A 17,986-nucleotide genomic window follows, 5' to 3' on the forward strand; every position below is an offset into this window, starting at 1 on the left:
TGCAACTGTGGTAACTAAGTAGCTGAGTAACTGCGTCTGATCGTCGATGCCGAAGATCAGACGGTCTGGGCCTTGCGCTTCTTGTCTTGCTCTTCCGCCTGTTCGGTGCCGAACAATTCGATGCCGGCGCGAATCAGATCTGCAGAGATGCCCAAGGCCCAGGCTGCGGCAACTGCCGCCAGAACGTTTTCGATCTGGAAGCCGACCGCGCCACCGCCGGTAATCGGGATCGCTGCGACGGCGCTGACAAGTATTTCCTTGTCGCCGGCTGCAAGGATGACGTCGCCGTTACGCACAAAGACACCACGCTTGCCTTGCTTCAGATGTTCCGCCATGACAGGGCCTGCGGCGTCGGCACCAAAGAAGATGACTTCGCCGTCGCAGAGGTTTGCCATATCGGCGACCAGCGGATCTTCCGCATTGAGGACGGCGACGCCATCCGGCAACACGACGTCAACCTGCGTGCGTTTGACCTTGGTGGCCATTTGTTCGGCGTTGTCGATGTAGTATTCAGGCAGGCTGTCGGCCGGATCGATGTTGGCGACCACGCCGACCTGGCAACGGTCATAGGCCAGGCCTTCGGACAGGATGGAGACGCTTCCGTTTTCAAATACAGCGGCTTCGACGGCACGATTGAGCAGGACGCGATGGGCCGCGCCCCAGGTCGCGCGATTGCCTTTTTCCACCAGGCGTTGGCCGAAGTAGAGGCCGTCGCCGCACGCGAGGCCCACGTGCTTGCCGCTGAGGTGAATAATGCGGGCGACCAGACGCGCGATAGTAGTCTTGCCGTGCGTACCGGTGATGCCGACGATAGGAATGCGACCGGTGTCTTCCGGTTTGAACAGATGCTCGACGATGGCCTGGCCGACCGGGCGAGGCGTGCCCTCGGACGGTTTCAGGTGCATCAGCAGGCCGGGGCCGGCGTTGACTTCAACGATGGCGCCACGTTGTTCATCGAGCGGCTTGGAGATATCTTCCGCCACCAGATCGACACCGGCGATGTCCAGGCCGACCACGCGTGCAGCCAGCGATGCGGTTGCCGCGACGCTCGGATGAACCTGATCGGTGACATCAATGGCAACGTTACCATTGCGGAGCAACAAGACCTTTTTACCGCTTGGCGGCACGGAGTCGGCAGTCAGGCCCTGGCGTTCCAGTTCAAGGCGGGCAGCCGGTTCGCGGTCAAGGATCACTGGATTAAGCGGATGCTCTTCCAGATCGCCACGGCGCGGATCCATATTGACGACATCAATCAGTTGCGAGACGGTCGATTTGCCGTCGCCGATCACGAAGATCGGTTCGCCGCGTGCTGCCGCAGCCAGCTTGCCGCCGACGATCAGCAGGCGATGTTCGTTGCCGCGGATGAAGCGTTCGACCAACACGCTGCTGCCTTCTTCCAGCGCAGCCTTGTAGGCGGTTTCCACTTCGGCTTGTGTATTGAGATCAATGAAGACGCCGCGGCCATGGTTGGCGTCGGAGGGTTTGACGACTACCGGCAGGCCGATGTCTTCTGCCGCTTCCCAGGCATCTGCCGGGCTGTCGACGATACGGCCCTCTGGAATGGCGACGCCACAGGACTGAAGCAAGGTCTTGGTCAGATCTTTGTCGCGCGAGATGCTTTCGGCGATGGCGCTGGTCTGGTCGGTTTCTGCCGTCCAGATGCGGCGTTGCTTGATACCGTGACCAAGCTGAACCAGATTGCCTTCGGACAAGCGGATCGACGGAATGCGGCGCTCGTCGGCGGCATCCACGATGCAGGCAGTGCTTGGGCCGAGGCATAGCGAGTCGACCATGTCACGCAGCTTTTCGATGGTGGCATTGACATCGAATGGTTTGTCTTCGATGGCGGCCATCACCAGATCGCGGCCGGCATAGATAGCGGCGCGGGTAACTTGTTCGTGGCGGGCACGGACGACAACTTTATAGACGCCGCGCGTCGAAGTCTCACGCGCCTTGCCAAAACCGCCGGGTAAACCAGCCAGGTTTTGCAGCTCCAGCGTCACGTGTTCCATGATGTGGCCGGGCCAGGTACCTTCTTTGAGGCGCTGCAGGAAGCCGCCTCGTTCACCGTAGCTGCAGCGATGCTCAACCAGTGACGGGAGCCAGCTTGTCAGACGTTCATTGAAGCCGGGAATGATGTTCGACGGAAAGTCTTCCAGTTCTCCGATGTCGATCCAGACTTCCAACGCAGGCCGATAGGTCCAGATGTTGGGGCCGTGCAAGGGCAGGATGCGGAGAAATTCTATATTTTTCATGGGTAAGCAGGTTTGCCGCTAAGCGTTGTCTGTTCTGTCGATCCAAGCATGAATAACGCATAAAGCCGTGATTGGTTTACTTGGCCGCAATAAAATGCGGGCTGCGACTACAAATACGCTCAATGCGGCCGATTGCGGACTATATATAAACTCACTGCAGCTCACAGCAGCTGACAGCAACTGGCAGTCGAGAGCCTCACGACCAATGCACGCGAATACCGGCCGATTTTGTTATTTATGCACTGTTTTATCTATGTTTGGTCATCAGCCCCTTCCCTAAGTTGCTGATATACACAAAATGTAACGATATTGTCGCAGAGTGTTTCCCGTCTTGCATGCAAAATAATCAGGATTTCGTCAGCTTGACGCGTGGAACAGGGTGGTTGTTGTCATCGCCGAGCCGTGCTGATGCGTTGTCGGGGGGGCAAAGCCATACGATATAATATGCGCGGCATAGATTGTCGGCAAAAAGTTGCCAGCAAAACCATTCTTCACTGTCCGCACAGGACATACATGCCGTCTAGATGAACAAAGAATCCCTCATTCCAAGCTCTACCAATTTGCCCGCACCATGGCGTGCGGAAGTGCAGGCCCAACTGGCGGCCGATGAAAAAGTCATCGCCTGGCTGGAACTTGATCTCGACATTTCGCTGAAATTTACGCGCGGGCTGGTGTTGATTACCGACCGCCGACTACTCGCTGTCAATCATGGTGGTATCGAAGGCGTCGCTGGAAATCGCAGCTGGACTGCCTGGGATTACCGCCCAGGCATCGTTCTGAAGCACTACGACCATGCCGGCGTCGGCAGTCTGGAGTTGCAGGACGGCTCGTCGCGCCTGGCGTACTGGCGTTACACGCTGGCACAAAACCCGCAAGCTTTGCGCCTTATCAATCAATTCGAGTTGCAGCGCGATACGCACGTATCCGGGCAGCAAGTGGTTCAGGAAGAGCTGGACGTGTGCCCGCAATGCAAGGCGCCGATCCCGGAAGGGCAGGAAACCTGCGCCATCTGTCCGGAGGCCAAAGAGGCGCCGCCATCGACCTGGGCGTTGTTCCGCCTCACCCGTTTCGCCAAGCCGTACAAGGGATCCTTGTTGCTGGGCTTCCTGCTGACGCTGGCATCGACTGCCGCGACGCTGGTGCCGCCCTACATGACCATGCCGTTGATGGATAACGTGCTGATTCCCTTTCAGAACGGCGCACCGCTGGATTCCCATTTGGCGGGACTGTATCTGAGCGGCTTGCTCGGTTCGGCCATGGTGGCCTGGATTCTGGGGTGGGGGCGCACCTATATTCTGGCGCTGGTCAGTGAGCGTATCGGCGCCGATTTGCGCACGACTACTTATGAGCATCTGTTGAGGTTGTCGCAGGAGTACTTTGGGGGCAAGCGTACCGGCGACCTGATGGCGCGCATCGGTTCGGAGACTGACCGCATCTGTGTCTTTCTCTCGCTGCACTTGCTGGATTTCATCATTGATGTCCTGATGATCATCATGACGGCGGTGATTCTGATTTCCATTAATCCCTGGCTCGCGCTGGTGACTTTGTTGCCGTTGCCATTTATCGCCTGGATGATTCACGTGGTGCGTGACCGCCTGCGTCATGGCTTCGAAAAGATCGACCGCATCTGGTCTGAGGTGACCAACGTGCTGGCCGATACGATTCCCGGTATTCGTGTGGTCAAGGCGTTTGCGCAAGAAAAGCGCGAGGCTGCGCGTTTCAAGGAAGCGAATCGCCACAATCTGGTGGTCAACGATCGCGTCAACAAGATCTGGTCGCTGTTCACGCCGACCGTGACCATGCTGACGGAAATCGGCTTACTCGTCGTCTGGGTCTTCGGCATCTGGCAGGTCTCGCATAATCAGATCACGGTCGGTGTGCTGACTGCTTTTCTGGCGTACATCAGCCGCTTCTATACGCGTCTGGATTCCATGAGCCGTATCGTGTCGGTGACGCAAAAGGCTGCAGCAGGTGCCAAGAGAATTTTCGATATCCTCGATCACGTCTCCAGCGTGCCCGAGCCGGCCAATCCTGTGCATATTGAACACGTAAAAGGCTCGATCGAATTGCGCAATGTTGGCTTCCGTTACGGTAATCGCTCGGTGATGCGCGGTGTCGATCTGGCCATTGCGCCTGGCGAGATGATTGGTCTGGTTGGGCACAGTGGTTCCGGCAAGAGCACAATGGTCAATCTGATCTGCCGTTTCTATGATGTGTCGGAAGGCTCGATCCGCATTGATGGCGTCGACATCCGCTCGCTGCCGATCTCCGAATATCGCCGCAATATCGGTCTGGTGCTGCAGGAGCCGTTCTTATTCTTTGGAACCATCGCCGAGAATATTGCATACGGCAAACCGGATGCCACGCGTGCAGAAATCATTGCCGCTGCACGCGCGGCGCATGCGCATGAATTCATCCTGCGTTTACCGCAAGGCTACGATTCGCTGGTTGGCGAGCGTGGGCAAGCTTTGTCGGGTGGCGAACGTCAGCGTATTTCCATTGCACGCGCTTTGCTGATCGACCCGCGCTTCCTCATTCTGGACGAAGCAACATCGTCCGTGGATACCACGACCGAAAAAGAGATTCAAAAAGCGCTCGACAATCTGGTCAAGGGACGCACGACCATCGCGATTGCTCACCGTTTGTCCACCTTGCGCAAGGCGGATCGCCTGGTCGTGCTGGATCGGGGGCAAGTGGTTGAGGTTGGCCCGCATGAAGAATTGATGGCCAGGCAGGGGGCTTACTATCGTCTCTATCAAGCTCAGGCGCGCAATCCAGAGGGCGAGGTGCCGGGTAGTGACGAAGGTGATGGCGATGAAGAGAAGGGCGGCTGATGATGAATACGCAAATGAATGAAATGGTAAAGGCACCGACGCACAACTTCAGTTTGCGCCATAACGGTCTGGGTCGTCTTGTTTTTGTCGATGCAGATGGTAGCGAACATGAAGGCGCGGTCCCTGTGCGGGCGTTTCCTATTGGTGCGCCTGATGAGGGTATTGCTTTAGTAAGTGCGGACGGTCACGAGCTGGCCTGGATTGAGCACTGGTCGGATGTCTCCCCGGAGATTCGCAGAATGATGGAGGCTGAGCTGGCTACGCGCGAATTCATGCCGGAGATAAGCCGTATCGTCGGTGTGTCCAGTTTCGCGACCCCGACGATATGGGAAGTGGAAACCAATCGCGGCAATACTTCCTTCACGCTCAAGGGTGAAGAGGATATTCGCCGACTGCCGCAATCGGCATTGCTGATTTCCGACAGTCATGGCATCCAGTTTTTGGTTCGCGATATAAAAGCGCTGGACAAGCCTAGCAAGAAAATTCTGGATCGTTTCCTTTGACACAGTATTGAGAAAGCTTCGTCCGACATAAAAAAACCGGTTGCAGCGTAAGACTGCAACCGGTTTTTTTATGTTCAGGATCTCAGAACTGTTCGTCCGGACGAAGATAGCGCCACTGTCCCGGAGGTAAATCGCCAAGTTTGACCCCGCCGATGCGCACGCGTTTGAGGCCGATGACCTTCAAGCCGACCAGTTCGCACATGCGGCGGATCTGACGCTTCTTGCCTTCATTCAGCGTGAAGCTCAATTGATCATCATTTTGCCAGCGGACCTTGGCTGGCTTAAGTGCTTTGCCGTCGAGCGACAGGCCATGGTTGAGGCGCTTAAGATCACTGTCGGGCAACTTGCCTGGTTTGGTGTACTGCACGCGCACCAGATACTCCTTGTCGACGCTGGTGTCTTCGCCGATCAGTTGTTTTGCGATGCGCCCATCTTGCGTCAGTACCAGTAGCCCGACGGAGTCGATGTCGAGGCGTCCGGCCGGCACCAGACTGCGTAACTGGGTCGGATGGAATTGCGTGTCGACCTGATCCTCTGCCCAGCGCGTTGCTGCTTCCACCAGCGCGACAGCGGGTTTGTAGCCGTCTTCTGCCTGGCCGCTGACATAACCCACCGGTTTGTTGATCAGGATCGTTACCCGCTTCGATTGCTCTGCTGCAGCCTGGCGCTCTACGGTGACGCGCTGATGTGGCAGCACTTTGCTCCCCAGCACGGACACCACTTTCCCGTCGACGCGCACCCAGCCTTTTTCGATCCACTCGTCCGCTTCGCGGCGCGAGCAAAGGCCGAGTTCGGACATGCGTTTGGAAAGGCGTACTGGTTCAGTCATGGTGGCAATCGGGTAAATTCAGCAGGGTCAGTGCAGTGTTGAAGAAAAAGGGGTGATGGCTGGCGGCGTCGGAATTGCTGTGCGTCAAATACGCAAGGCTTTGAGCAAATCGGTTTCCAGCATGATCTGGTTGCGCGGATGATTGAGTGCGGCGCCGTCGACCAGGAAGACGTCTTCCACGCGCTCGCCCAGTGTCATGACTTTGGCGGTGTGGAGGTTGATCTTGTATTTGGCCAGGATGTTGGAAATTGTATAGAGCAAGCCGTTACGGTCATTTGCCGACACGGACAGCAGGTAATACTGGCCGCGCTCGTCAGGGCGCAGATCCACCGACGGATTGATCGGGAAGGTGCGCGACAGGCGTGACAAACGTCCTCTTGCAGGCGCCGGCAATGGGCCGTCGGATTGCAGCAATTGCGACAATTCGTGCTCAATCAGATTGATGATGTCGCGGTAATTTTTAGCGAACACCGGCGCACTGATCAAGAAAGCATCCAATGCGTAGTTGAGCTTGGTGGTGTGAATTTTGGCATCGAGAATGCTGAAATTCTTTTCGTCGAAATAGCTGCAAATCCGGGCAAACAAGTCCGGGCGATCAGGCGTGTAAACTGCTACCTGCACGCCTTCGCCGATTGGCGCCAGGCGGCATTTGACGACCGGTACCGTACTATCGATTTTGTCGTAGAAGGAGCGCGTCTGCCATGCAATGTCGGAGGCGTCCAGGCGCAGGAAGTACGCCACGTCAAGTTGCCGCCAGAAATTTTCATGCGCGTCTGCAGGCAGGCCATACAGACGCAAAGTCTTGATGGCTTCCTGTTGTGTGTTCTTCAGTTCGCGATCGGCTGACGGCGCTTCGCCGCCGAGGACGCGCAAGGTCATGCGATACAGGTCTTCCAGTAGCTTGCCTTTCCAAGCATTCCAGACTTTGGGGCTGGTACCGCGGATGTCTGCGACCGTCAGCAAATACAGTGCAGTCAAATGGCGTTCGTCTTTGACTGTATTGACGAATTGCTGGATCACGTCCGGGTCGGACAGGTCTTGTTTTTGTGCGACTTGCGACATGGTCAGATGATGTTCGACCAGGAAGACCACCAAGTCGGTATTTTCTTCCGACATGCCATGTTGCGTACAGAACTGGCGCGCATCGGCCATGCCGAGTTTGGAGTGATCTCCGCCACGACCTTTGGCGATGTCGTGGAACAGCGCTGCAACGTAAAGGATCCATGGTTGCGCAAAGTTGGCCATCAACTGACTGCAGAATGGATACTCGTGCGCGTGCTCGCTCATCGTGAAACGGCGTACATTGCGCACCACCATGAGGATGTGTTGATCGACGGTGTAGACGTGGAACAAATCGTGCTGCATCTGCCCGACGATGCGGCGGAAATTCGGCAGGTAACGGCCCAGCACACTGGTCTGGTTCATCCGGCGCAAGGCGTGTGTGATGCCGCGCTTGCTTTGCAGAATTTGCATGAACAGCGCGTGATTCGCCGGATTGGCGCGGAAAGCATTGTCGATCTTGAAGCGGGCATGCCAGAGAGCGCGCATGGTGCGTGCCGACATGTCCTTGAGTTCCTGATGTTGCGCCAGTATCAGAAAGACTTCCAGCATCGCCGACGGTGTATCTTCAAAGACATTATCGTGCGCAATGTCGAGAAAACCGTTCAGCTCATTAAAGCGCTCATTGATCTTCTGTGGCACCAATTCTTGCGGGAACAACTGCGCTTCAATGTTCTGCAGCAAGATGGTGTTGAGTTGCGTGACGGCCTTCGCCGCCCAGTAGTAGCGCTGCATCAGGTATTCGCTGGCGCGGCGGGTATCGGTACTCTTGAAGCCAAAGCTTTCGGCAATCGGCGTCTGAATGTCGAATACGAGGCGGTCTTCGCGGCGGTTGCTGTAGATATGCAGGCGAATGCGAATATCCTTGAATGCGCGCTCTTTTTGCGTCAATTGGCGTGCTTCTGTGGCCGTCAGTAATCCGCGTTGTGCCAGCTTGCTCCAGGAGTCGCCCAGCCCGGCTGCTTTCGCCACCCACAGAATGACTTGCAGGTCGCGCAAGCCGCCGGGGCTTTCCTTGCAGTTCGGCTCCAGGCTGTACGGTGTATCTTCGTATTTCACATGGCGCTGTTGCATTTCCAGGGTTTTGGCCTGAAAGAATGCGCGTGGATCCATCGCGCTGTTGCAGCGAAGTTGCAGCAATTGGAACAGTGTTTTATTTCCCGTGACCAATCGTGCTTCCAGCAGGCTGGTTTGCACGGTGATGTCTGCCGCCGATTCGGCAAGGCATTCTTCCACAGTGCGAATGCTATGGCCGATTTCCAGGCCGATATCCCAGAACAGTTGAACCAGCGACTCCAGCTTTTCCTGCATGGCTTTGTCGGGTGTCTGATCGAGCAGGATCAGGACGTCGACATCTGAATGCGGAAACAGCTCGCCGCGCCCATAACCACCAACCGCTACCAGCGCAATATCGCGTGGCAGGGCACACTTTTCCCAGGCTTCCGTCAGTGCAGCATCGACGTTGCGGCGCAATTGCGTCAATAGGTGCTCGGTCTTGCCGTCGGCCTGGAAGGCCTCAATGGCCTGCTGGCGCGCTGCTTTTAACTGTTTTTTGAGAGTGGCGGCAAGGGTGGGCATAGGCGCTCAGGAAGGAGGTCAGGCGACGGCTGCAGCTGGCTGCTGGATGAATGCCGGCGGGGCTGGCATGCCGGGCGAAATCGTCAATACTTCAAAGCCCGTCTCGGTGACCAGAACGGTATGTTCCCATTGCGCCGACAGGCTGCGATCCTTGGTCTTGATGGTCCAGCCATCCCCCATTTCGCGAATTTCGCGGCGGCCGGCGTTGATCATCGGTTCGACAGTGAAAATCATGCCGGCTTCCAGTTTTTCCAGCGTGCCGGGACGGCCGTAATGCAAAACCTGCGGTTCTTCGTGAAATACGGTGCCGATGCCATGGCCGCAAAATTCGCGTACCACGCTGTAGCCTGCTTTTTCAGCATGCTGCTGGATCACATGGCCGATATCGCCAAGGTGTGCGCCGGGCTTGATCTTGGAGATCCCCAGCCACATGCATTCGTAGGTGATTTCTGTGAGGCGGCGCGCCAGAATCGACGGTTCGCCGATAAAAAACATACGGCTGGTGTCGCCGTGATAGCCATTTTTGATGACGGTGATGTCGATATTCAGTACGTCACCATTTTTCATCACTTTGTCACCGGGAATGCCATGGCAAATGATGTCGTTCAGTGAGGTGCAAATGGCCTTGGGGTAGGGCGTATAGCCTGGCGGGCAGTAATTGAGCGGCGCAGGAATGGTGCCTTGCACATTCACCATGTATTCATGGCAGAGGCGATCCAGCTCACCGGTCGTAGTGCCTGCCTTGACGAAGGGGGCGATGTAGTCGAGTACTTCTGCCGCAAGTTTGCCGGCAACGCGCATGCCTTCAATGTCTTCGGCGGTTTTGATGGAAATGGAGCCCATAAAATTGTCGCAATTCGCTTAAAAATCATTAAGTAGAGATTATAGACGAGGGCGGGCGGTTCTGTCGGTGGTGATTGGCGGGTGTCGCCGGTCAAAAGCTAATGAAAACAATGATTTCGGAGCTTGAATGGATTCTTCGGATGAGGTAGAATGCTCGGCTAACTTGAGTTGCTCAGGTTGGAAGGCGAGTATTGGCAAAGTTGTGGGCGTTGTCTGCTTCTGTGTTGATGTTGGCTTGAGGTAATAAAAAGTTGTTTTATTTGAAACTAAGTTGAATCGCGAATCCGTTCGCCAAAGGGTGTTTGGGCCGGTAGCTTCATGTGAGGCGCCACGCTGGCTTGAATGACCGAATGGATTCCAGACCTAACCCTGGAGAAATTTATGTCCGTAACTATGCGCGAAATGCTGGAAGCAGGTGTCCACTTCGGTCACCAAACACGCTTCTGGAACCCAAAGATGGCCCCGTTTATCTTCGGTCATCGCAACAAGATTCATATCGTCAACCTGGAAAAGACCCTGGGCATGTATCAGGAAGCGCTGAAGTACGTGCGCCAACTGTCGTCCAATCGCGGCACTATCCTGTTTGTCGGTACCAAGCGTCAAGCACGTGAAACAGTTGCAGCAGAAGCGCAACGCGCTGGCGTTCCTTACGTCGACCAACGTTGGTTGGGCGGCATGCTGACCAACTTCAAGACCATCAAGACATCGATCAAGCGTCTGAAGGACATGGAAGCGGCAATCGCTGACGGTTCCAATGAAAAGCTGAGCAAAAAAGAAGCTCTGCTGTTCAGCCGTGAACAAGAAAAGCTGCAAAAGGCAATCGGCGGTATCAAGGATATGGGCGGCATTCCTGACGCTATTTTCGTGATCGACGTCGGTTACCACAAGGGTGCCATCACTGAAGCGGCCAAGCTGGGTATCCCGGTCATCGGCGTTGTCGATACCAACCACTCCCCAGAAGGCGTGACTTACGTCATCCCAGGTAATGATGACTCCGCCAAGGCGATTGCGCTGTACGCTCGTGGTGTTGCTGATGCAATCCTGGAAGGCCGTGCAAACGCAGTGAACGAAGTTGTTGAAGCCGTCAAAAACGGTGGCGATGAATTCGTTGAAGTGAACGAACAGGCTTAATTTGCCTGTGACGCCCGCAGGCACTTCAGCGGCGGGCGATAAGAAAAGGGGTAACAGCGAGAGTAAGCGCAGTTCGCCCCTTTTTTTTGAGTAAATTGATCGAATTTTTGACGTGACGTCTCCGATGGCGGCATGTCTACTTAGTTAGGAGAAATATATGGCGGCAATTACCGCAGCATTGGTAGGCGAACTGCGCGCGAAGACCGACGCGCCGATGATGGAATGCAAGAAGGCGCTGACTGAAGCCGAAGGCGATATGGTTCGTGCTGAAGAAATCCTGCGCGTCAAGCTGGGCAGCAAGGCGTCCAAGGCATCTTCTCGCGTTACTGCTGAAGGCGTCGTGGCAACATATATCGCCGGTGGCGTTGGCGCGCTGGTTGAAGTTAACTGTGAAACAGACTTCGTTACCAAGAACGACGAATTCATCGGCCTGGCGAACGCAATCGCCAAGCTGGTCGCAGAAAAGAACCCTGCAGATCTGGCTGCCTTGGCAGCATTGCCGTTGGGCGAAAAGACTGTGGAAGAAACACGTACTGAACTGGTTGGCCGTATCGGCGAAAACATGTCGATCCGCCGCTTCAAGCGTTTCGAAACAACCGGCAAGCTGGTTTCCTACCTGCACGGCACGCGTATCGGTGTTGTGGTTGAATTCGACGGCGCGGATGAGCAAGTTGGCAAAGACGTCGCAATGCACATCGCTGCAATGAAGCCGGTCGCGCTGTCGTCGGATCAGGTTCCTGCTGATCTGATCGAAAAAGAGCGTTCGGTTGCTTCGTTGAAGGCTGCTGAATCCGGCAAGCCTGCCGACATCGTCGCCAAGATGGTTGACGGTTCGGTGCAAAAGTACCTGAAGGAAGTGTCGCTGTTCAATCAGTCGTTCGTGAAAAACGACAAGCAAACTGTTGAGCAAATGCTGAAGGCGGCTAACACCAGCGTCAAATCGTTCAGCATGTTTGTGGTTGGTGAAGGCATCGAGAAGAAACAAGATGACTTCGCAGCCGAGGTGGCAGCCCAGGTTGCTGCCGCCAAGCAAGCGCAGTAATAAGTAAGGAAGCGGGCCGAGAGGCCCGTTTTTTTAAGCCTCTCGGTTTTCAAGAGGCGGCGGGGGCTGGCAAGATATTCCTGTTTCGGCAGGCATTTCAAAATGTAAGCAAGTCCCCGGCAGTAGAGTACAGCAGCATACAATGACGTCCTCGCCTGTATCGAGTAACACTTTCGCTTGCCACTTCTTCGGCAGCACGAGCAGGCAGCAAGCAGGACGGACAGAATCAGTTAATCGGATAGCAAACGGAGCCCAGCACATGACGACACCAGCCTATAAGCGCGTACTCCTCAAACTTTCCGGCGAAGCCCTGATGGGCGACGACGCCTACGGTATCAATCGTGCGACTATCGAGCGCATGGTTGCCGACGTGGCCGAGGTCAGTCAGTTAGGGGTAGAGTTGGCCATCGTCATCGGCGGCGGCAACATCTTCCGCGGCGTAGCCCCCGGTGCGCAGGGCATGGACCGCGCCACAGCCGACTATATGGGTATGCTGGCAACAGTAATGAACTCCCTCGCACTGGCGGACGCCATGCGTCAGGCAGGCCTGACTGCACGCGTCATGTCGGCAATCGGCATTGAGCAAGTTGTCGAGCCCTATGTGCGTCCGAAAGCCTTGCAATATCTGGAAGAGGGCAAGATCGTGGTGTTTGCCGCCGGCACAGGCAATCCTTTCTTTACGACCGACACCGCAGCGGCATTGCGCGGCTCGGAAATCGGCGCCCAAATCGTTCTTAAAGCGACCAAGGTAGATGGCGTTTATACTGCCGACCCAAAGAAGGATCCTTCGGCGACGCGTTATAGCACCATCACGTTTGACGAAGCAATTGCCAAACATTTGCAGGTCATGGACGCAACTGCATTCGCGTTGTGCCGCGATCAGAAGCTGCCGATCAAGGTGTTCTCCATCGTCAAGCCGGGTGCGCTTAAGCGCGTCGTGTTAGGTGAAGACGAAGGCACCTTGGTTCACGTGTAAATAATGACGTTTTTCGAATACCGTAAGATAGTTTTAAATGATAGGAGAGCAGCATGACCATCGCTGACGTTAAGAAGAGTACCGAACAAAAAATGACCAAGTCGATCGAGTCGCTGCGCGCCGATCTGGCCAAAGTGCGTACTGGTCGCGCCCACACAGGTATCCTGGATCACGTCCAGGTCGACTACTACGGCTCGCCGACGCAATTGTCGCAAGTCGCCAATCTGACCCTCATCGACGCGCGTACCATCGGTGTGCAGCCGTACGAAAAGAAAATGCTGGCAGCCGTTGAGAAAGCGATTCGTGAAGCCGATCTGGGCCTGAATCCTGCCACGCAAGGCGAGTTGATCCGTGTGCCTACCCCTCCGCTCACTGAAGAGCGCCGCAAGGAAATGGTCAAGCTGGTCAAGGGCGAAGCAGAAGATACGAAGATTTCGATTCGTAACATTCGTCGCGATGCGAACGAAGGTCTGAAGAAGCTGGTCAAGGACAAGGTTTGTTCCGAAGATGATGAGCGCCGCGGTCAGGACGAGATCCAGAAGCTGACCGACAAGTTTGTCGCTGAAGTCGACAAGCTGGTGGCAGAAAAAGAAAAAGAAGTGCTCACGGTGTAAGCAAGGCCCTTGTTAGCGGCTGATGCAACGACTTATGCGATGATGTCGGTGTTGGTTTCAGACCAAGGCCGATTTCGCGTTTATCTGGATTTTTACACTGTATGACTTATAAAAGCTCAACCCAGGCTGTACCGCAAGTTTCTGCGGTGCCGCGTCACGTTGCCATCATCATGGATGGCAATGGGCGTTGGGCTACCAAACGTTTTTTGCCGCGCGTAGCAGGGCATGTAAAAGGCGTCGATGCAGTTCGCACGATAGTTGAGGCATGCTCGCAGCGCGGTGTGGAATACCTGACGCTGTTTGCGTTCAGCTCTGAAAACTGGCGTCGTCCTGCAGACGAAGTGTCTTTGCTGATGCGTTTGTTCATGACGGCGCTGGAACGCGAAGTCAGCAAGATGCACGCAAATAATATCCGTTTGCGTGTTGTTGGCGACCTCGGTCGCTTCGATGCCAAATTGCAGGATATGGTCGCCAAGGCCGAGGCGCAAACAGCCGGCAATACGCGACTGACACTGACAATTTGCGCCAACTATGGTGGTCGGTGGGACATCATGCAGGCGGTCGGCAAGATGCTCAAAGAGCAGCCTGGTGTCACTGACTTTTCTGAAGAGCAATTAACTCCCCATTTGGCGATGGCTTATGCTCCCGAGCCGGATTTGTTTATCCGTACCGGCGGCGAAGAGCGCATTTCCAATTTCCTGCTATGGCAACTCGCCTATAGCGAATTGTATTTTACTGAGACCTATTGGCCCGATTTCGATGGGGCGGAGCTGGACAAGGCGATCGACTCATATCGTCAGCGCGAACGGCGTTTCGGTCGCACCAGCGAGCAATTGGTCGAGCAGAAAAAGGCTTCCTGATGCTAAAAACGCGTGTCATCACAGCGTTGGTTCTCCTGGCAATTTTGTTGCCGATTCTCTTTTTGAATAATTTCTTTGCGTTTGCTGCGGTGACGCTGGCGTTTTTTGCTGCCGGTACCTGGGAGGGCCTGCGCCTGTTCCGTCTTTCGCGACCACGTCTGTGGGCCGGTTTTTGGGCCGTCGCCTACGCAATCATCGTGTTTGTAAGCGGTTTGCCGAGCGTACGCAGCTTGTTCGGCTTGTGCGTGGCGTTGTGGGTAATTCGCTTCGTACCTGCGTTGAAGCTGGGATTGCCGGCGCTGGGAACACCAGGAAATCGCCTGCTCAGTGTGACCTATACGTTGTCGCTGTTGGGCTGCTTTATCGCGATTGTTTCCCTGTTTCAACATTCCCCGTTGTACTTGCTCTCGGTGATGGCGATCGTCTGGGTGGCGGATATCGGCGCCTATTTCGCAGGGAAAGGCTTTGGCCGCCACAAGCTTGCGCCATCGATTTCTCCCGGGAAGTCTTGGGAGGGGGCTGTCGGTGGCTGGCTTGCAGTGCTGGTGATTGCGGCGGCCGTTGTGATGTATTTCGATGGTGAAACATTTTCAGGTCGTCTGTACGGCCGTTTCGGCTGGCCCGGTTTCATCCTTGTGATGACCTTGCTGGTCGCGGCGAGCGTTGTCGGGGATTTGTTCGAGTCGCAATTGAAGCGCCGCGCCGGTTTCAAGGACAGCAGCAACTTGCTGCCGGGGCACGGCGGCGTATTGGATCGGATTGATGCGTTGATCCCGGTTCTGCCGCTGGCAGCGCTGATCGATCTCTGGTTGTAGGAATTTCATGCAGGCAATTACTGTTCTCGGCTCTACCGGTTCCATCGGCGTTTCCACGCTGGATGTCATAGCGCGTCACCCTGATCGTTACCAAGTGTTTGCCTTGACGGCCCATTCGCGAGTCGATGAGCTTGCGGAGCAGTGCGTCCGTTTTCGCCCCAAGCTGGCGGTTGTCGGGACGGCGCAGGCTGCCCAGGCTCTACAGCAAAAGCTCAAATCCAGCCAGTTGCGCATTGAAGTCCTGTATGGCGCCCAGGCGCTATGTGACGTAGCCAGTGCGGACGAGTGCGATATCGTCATGGCGGCAATCGTTGGCGCGGCAGGTTTGGCGTCTACGCTGGCCGCAGCGCGCACCGGCAAGAAGATTCTCTTGGCCAACAAAGAGGCGCTGGTCATGTCCGGACAGCTGCTGATTGATGCCGTGGCGCAGCATAAGGCAACCTTGCTACCCATCGATAGTGAGCACAACGCCATTTTTCAATGTTTGCCGCACGATTATCGCCGTTCGCTGCCTTATGCCGGGATCGCCAAGATTCTCTTGACCGCATCGGGAGGGCCATTCCTCAAACGTGACGTTGGTACACTGGATAGCGTAACGCCGGAAGAGGCTGTGGCGCATCCGAAGTGGGTCATGGGCCGGAAGATTTCAGTGGATTCTGCCACCATGATGAACAAGGGCTTGGAAGTCATTGAGGCGCATTGGCTGTTCGGTGCGCCGGCTGACAAGATCGAAGTCATGATTCATCCGCAAAGCGTGATTCACTCGATGGTGTCCTACATCGATGGCTCGGTGCTGGCTCAACTGGGCAATCCAGACATGCGTACGCCCATCGCCAATGCACTTGCCTATCCGGAGCGGATCGAATCCGGGGTTGCCCAGCTGGACCTTGCTCAGATCGGGCAGTTATTTTTCGAGCGTCCGGATTTTGGGCGTTTTCCGTGTCTCAAACTGGCGTATGATGCACTGCAAGCCGGGGGCAGCTCGGCGGCAATCCTCAATGCCGCCAATGAAGTTGCTGTCCAGGCATTCCTGAATCAAGAAATCGGATTCCGCATGATTGATCAAGTGATCGCTCGCGTCATGGATAAGCTTCCCCATGGCCCTGTCGCCGATATCGACGCCCTGATCGAACAAGATCAGCAGGCACGCTCGATTGCGCAATCCTGCCTGCCCTTATGATCATTCTGTCATGAATCTGCTGCACACTCTGCTGGCCTTTGCGGTCGCTCTCGGTACGCTTGTCGTCGTGCATGAATTGGGGCATTACTGGGTGGCGCGCTTGTGCGGCGTCAAGGTTTTGCGCTTCTCGGTCGGCATGGGGCGGGTGATCTATTCACGCCGCTTTGGGCGTGATCAGACTGAATGGGCGCTATCGATATTGCCGCTGGGTGGTTACGTCAAGATGCTGGATGCCCGCGAGCAGGATGTCAGCGACATGTCCGCTCAGGATCTCAAGCGCGAATTCACGCGCCAGTCGGTCTGGCGTCGTATTGCGATCGTTGCGGCCGGTCCGTTAGCCAATTTCATCCTTGCCATTCTCTTGTTTGCCGGCTTGTTCATGCATGGCATTCCCGAACCGGTTCCCAAACTACGTCCGATGGCGACGCAGACTGTCGCATATCAAGCTGGTCTGCGCGGTGGTGAAACCATCACGGCCATTAACGGCGTCGCTGTTCAGGCATGGTCGGAAGTGCGTTGGGAGCTGATGCAGCACGTTCTGGAGAAGACGCCTGCGCGACTGGATGTTGAGCGCATCAACAATGGAGTAAGCGGCGGAAAGCTGCTGGATTCAGTGAATTTGCCACTCGATGGTGTATCAAGCAAGGATCTGGAAAGCGATTTTCTGGCAAAACTGGGCTTGTCCTTGGCGCGTCCTCCGGCGATGCTTGGCAAGGTCATGGATGGCCCCGCCATGCAGGCTGGATTGCAAAAGGGCGATCTGATCCTTGATGTCAACGACGTGCCGATCAAAGACGGCCTCGCACTCGTGGAGCTGGTTCGCGCCTCTCCCGGCAAGCCTTTGTCTCTGCATGGTGTGCGTGGGCAAAGCGAATTTCGCATTCAGGTTACACCTGACACACTGAGCGACAATGGTCAGACGATAGGGCGTATCAAGGTAGAGGTGCCGCTTGCGCCGGAAATGATTGTTGTCAGCGATGCGCCTTGGACGGCGATTGCCAAGGGCGCGCAGAAGACCTGGGACACGAGTGCCATGACGCTGAAGATGATCGGAAAAATGATCGTCGGACAGGTTTCCTGGAAAAATATTACCGGCCCGATTACCATAGCCGATTATGCCGGGCAGACTGCCAAAGTCGGACTGGTCAGCTATCTGAGCTTCATTGCGTTTATCAGCATCAGTCTTGGTGTAATGAACCTGCTGCCCATCCCGGTTTTAGATGGCGGCCATTTGCTGTATTATTCGCTGGAGATTTTGACTGGACGTCCTGTTTCTGAGCGCTTTGGGGAAATTGCTCAACGTGCCGGTCTTGGTATTTTGATGACATTGATGATCGTTGCCGCATTCAACGACATTGTTCGTCTGATGTTTTAAGGATTCGTCCCAAGCCGTCCTGATGACAAGGATGGCTTTTGACTTTACATATGTTCGACCGTTGTAAAAAATGGTCAGCAAAAACATAGTTA

The 17,986-nt window shown here is 55.6% G+C and carries 14 protein-coding genes; 10 read left to right on the plus strand and 4 right to left on the minus strand.

Features of this window, described 5'->3' with window-relative positions:
• Positions 1-56 precede the first annotated feature (56 nt).
• Positions 57-2,255, minus strand: coding sequence for a cyanophycin synthetase (cphA, locus tag hmeg3_RS09905; protein WP_094563576.1), 2,199 nt, complete (start codon positions 2,253-2,255; stop codon positions 57-59).
• A gap of 524 nt (positions 2,256-2,779) precedes the next feature.
• On the opposite strand from cphA, the gene hmeg3_RS09910 reads away from it, so the two are divergent.
• Together hmeg3_RS09910 and hmeg3_RS09915 are read left to right on the plus strand one after the other, a co-directional pair.
• Entirely contained in the window at positions 2,780-5,089 is a 2,310-nt protein-coding gene (locus hmeg3_RS09910) for an ABC transporter ATP-binding protein (protein WP_094563577.1), read from the plus strand.
• Positions 5,089-5,592: a DUF1854 domain-containing protein gene (locus hmeg3_RS09915; RefSeq protein ID WP_094563578.1), complete on the plus strand. Its 504-nt coding sequence runs from the start codon at positions 5,089-5,091 to the stop codon at positions 5,590-5,592. Before hmeg3_RS09910 ends, hmeg3_RS09915 begins: the two co-directional genes overlap by 1 nt.
• Positions 5,593-5,674: 82 nt before the next feature.
• Here the strand turns inward: hmeg3_RS09915 and hmeg3_RS09920 are convergent, their stop codons facing one another.
• The 3 genes from hmeg3_RS09920 to map form a co-directional block, all read right to left on the minus strand.
• The gene (locus tag hmeg3_RS09920; protein WP_094563579.1) at positions 5,675-6,421 is read right to left on the minus strand and encodes a pseudouridine synthase; all 747 of its coding nucleotides are present in this window, start codon (positions 6,419-6,421) and stop codon (positions 5,675-5,677) included.
• 84 nt (positions 6,422-6,505) lie between these two features.
• Positions 6,506-9,058: a [protein-PII] uridylyltransferase gene (locus hmeg3_RS09925; RefSeq protein ID WP_094563580.1), complete on the minus strand. Its 2,553-nt coding sequence runs from the start codon at positions 9,056-9,058 to the stop codon at positions 6,506-6,508.
• 18 nt (positions 9,059-9,076) lie between these two features.
• Positions 9,077-9,901, minus strand: coding sequence for a type I methionyl aminopeptidase (gene map, locus hmeg3_RS09930; RefSeq protein ID WP_094563581.1), 825 nt, complete (start codon positions 9,899-9,901; stop codon positions 9,077-9,079).
• A 381-nt stretch (positions 9,902-10,282) separates the two neighbouring features.
• On the opposite strand from map, the gene rpsB reads away from it, so the two are divergent.
• The 8 genes from rpsB (at position 10,283) to rseP (ending at position 17,894) form a co-directional block, all read left to right on the plus strand.
• Positions 10,283-11,032, plus strand: coding sequence for a 30S ribosomal protein S2 (gene rpsB / locus hmeg3_RS09935; protein ID WP_094563582.1), 750 nt, complete (start codon positions 10,283-10,285; stop codon positions 11,030-11,032).
• 157 nt (positions 11,033-11,189) lie between these two features.
• Positions 11,190-12,074 carry a translation elongation factor Ts gene (gene tsf / locus hmeg3_RS09940; protein WP_094563583.1) on the plus strand — a complete coding sequence of 295 codons (885 nt, stop codon included), beginning with the start codon at positions 11,190-11,192 and terminating at the stop codon, positions 12,072-12,074.
• 259 nt (positions 12,075-12,333) lie between these two features.
• Positions 12,334-13,050: a UMP kinase gene (pyrH, locus tag hmeg3_RS09945; RefSeq protein WP_007875768.1), complete on the plus strand. Its 717-nt coding sequence runs from the start codon at positions 12,334-12,336 to the stop codon at positions 13,048-13,050.
• Between the two features lie 53 nt (positions 13,051-13,103).
• Positions 13,104-13,664, plus strand: a complete 561-nt coding sequence (gene frr / locus hmeg3_RS09950) for a ribosome recycling factor (RefSeq protein WP_094563584.1) — start codon at positions 13,104-13,106, stop codon at positions 13,662-13,664.
• Positions 13,665-13,765: 101 nt separating this feature from the next.
• Positions 13,766-14,524: a polyprenyl diphosphate synthase gene (gene uppS / locus hmeg3_RS09955; protein ID WP_094563585.1), complete on the plus strand. Its 759-nt coding sequence runs from the start codon at positions 13,766-13,768 to the stop codon at positions 14,522-14,524.
• Positions 14,524-15,339, plus strand: a complete 816-nt coding sequence (locus tag hmeg3_RS09960) for a phosphatidate cytidylyltransferase (protein WP_094563586.1) — start codon at positions 14,524-14,526, stop codon at positions 15,337-15,339. The genes uppS and hmeg3_RS09960 overlap by 1 nt, the downstream gene beginning before the upstream one ends.
• Before the next feature lie 7 nt (positions 15,340-15,346).
• On the plus strand, positions 15,347-16,519 hold the full coding sequence (gene ispC, locus hmeg3_RS09965) for a 1-deoxy-D-xylulose-5-phosphate reductoisomerase (RefSeq protein ID WP_094563587.1): 1,173 nt from the start codon (positions 15,347-15,349) through the stop codon (positions 16,517-16,519).
• Between the two features lie 10 nt (positions 16,520-16,529).
• Positions 16,530-17,894, plus strand: a complete 1,365-nt coding sequence (gene rseP, locus hmeg3_RS09970; protein WP_094563588.1) for an RIP metalloprotease RseP — start codon at positions 16,530-16,532, stop codon at positions 17,892-17,894.
• Positions 17,895-17,986 lie beyond the last annotated feature (92 nt).

This window comes from Herbaspirillum sp. meg3 (assembly GCF_002257565.1).
Taxonomy (GTDB): Bacteria; Pseudomonadota; Gammaproteobacteria; order Burkholderiales; family Burkholderiaceae_D; genus Herbaspirillum.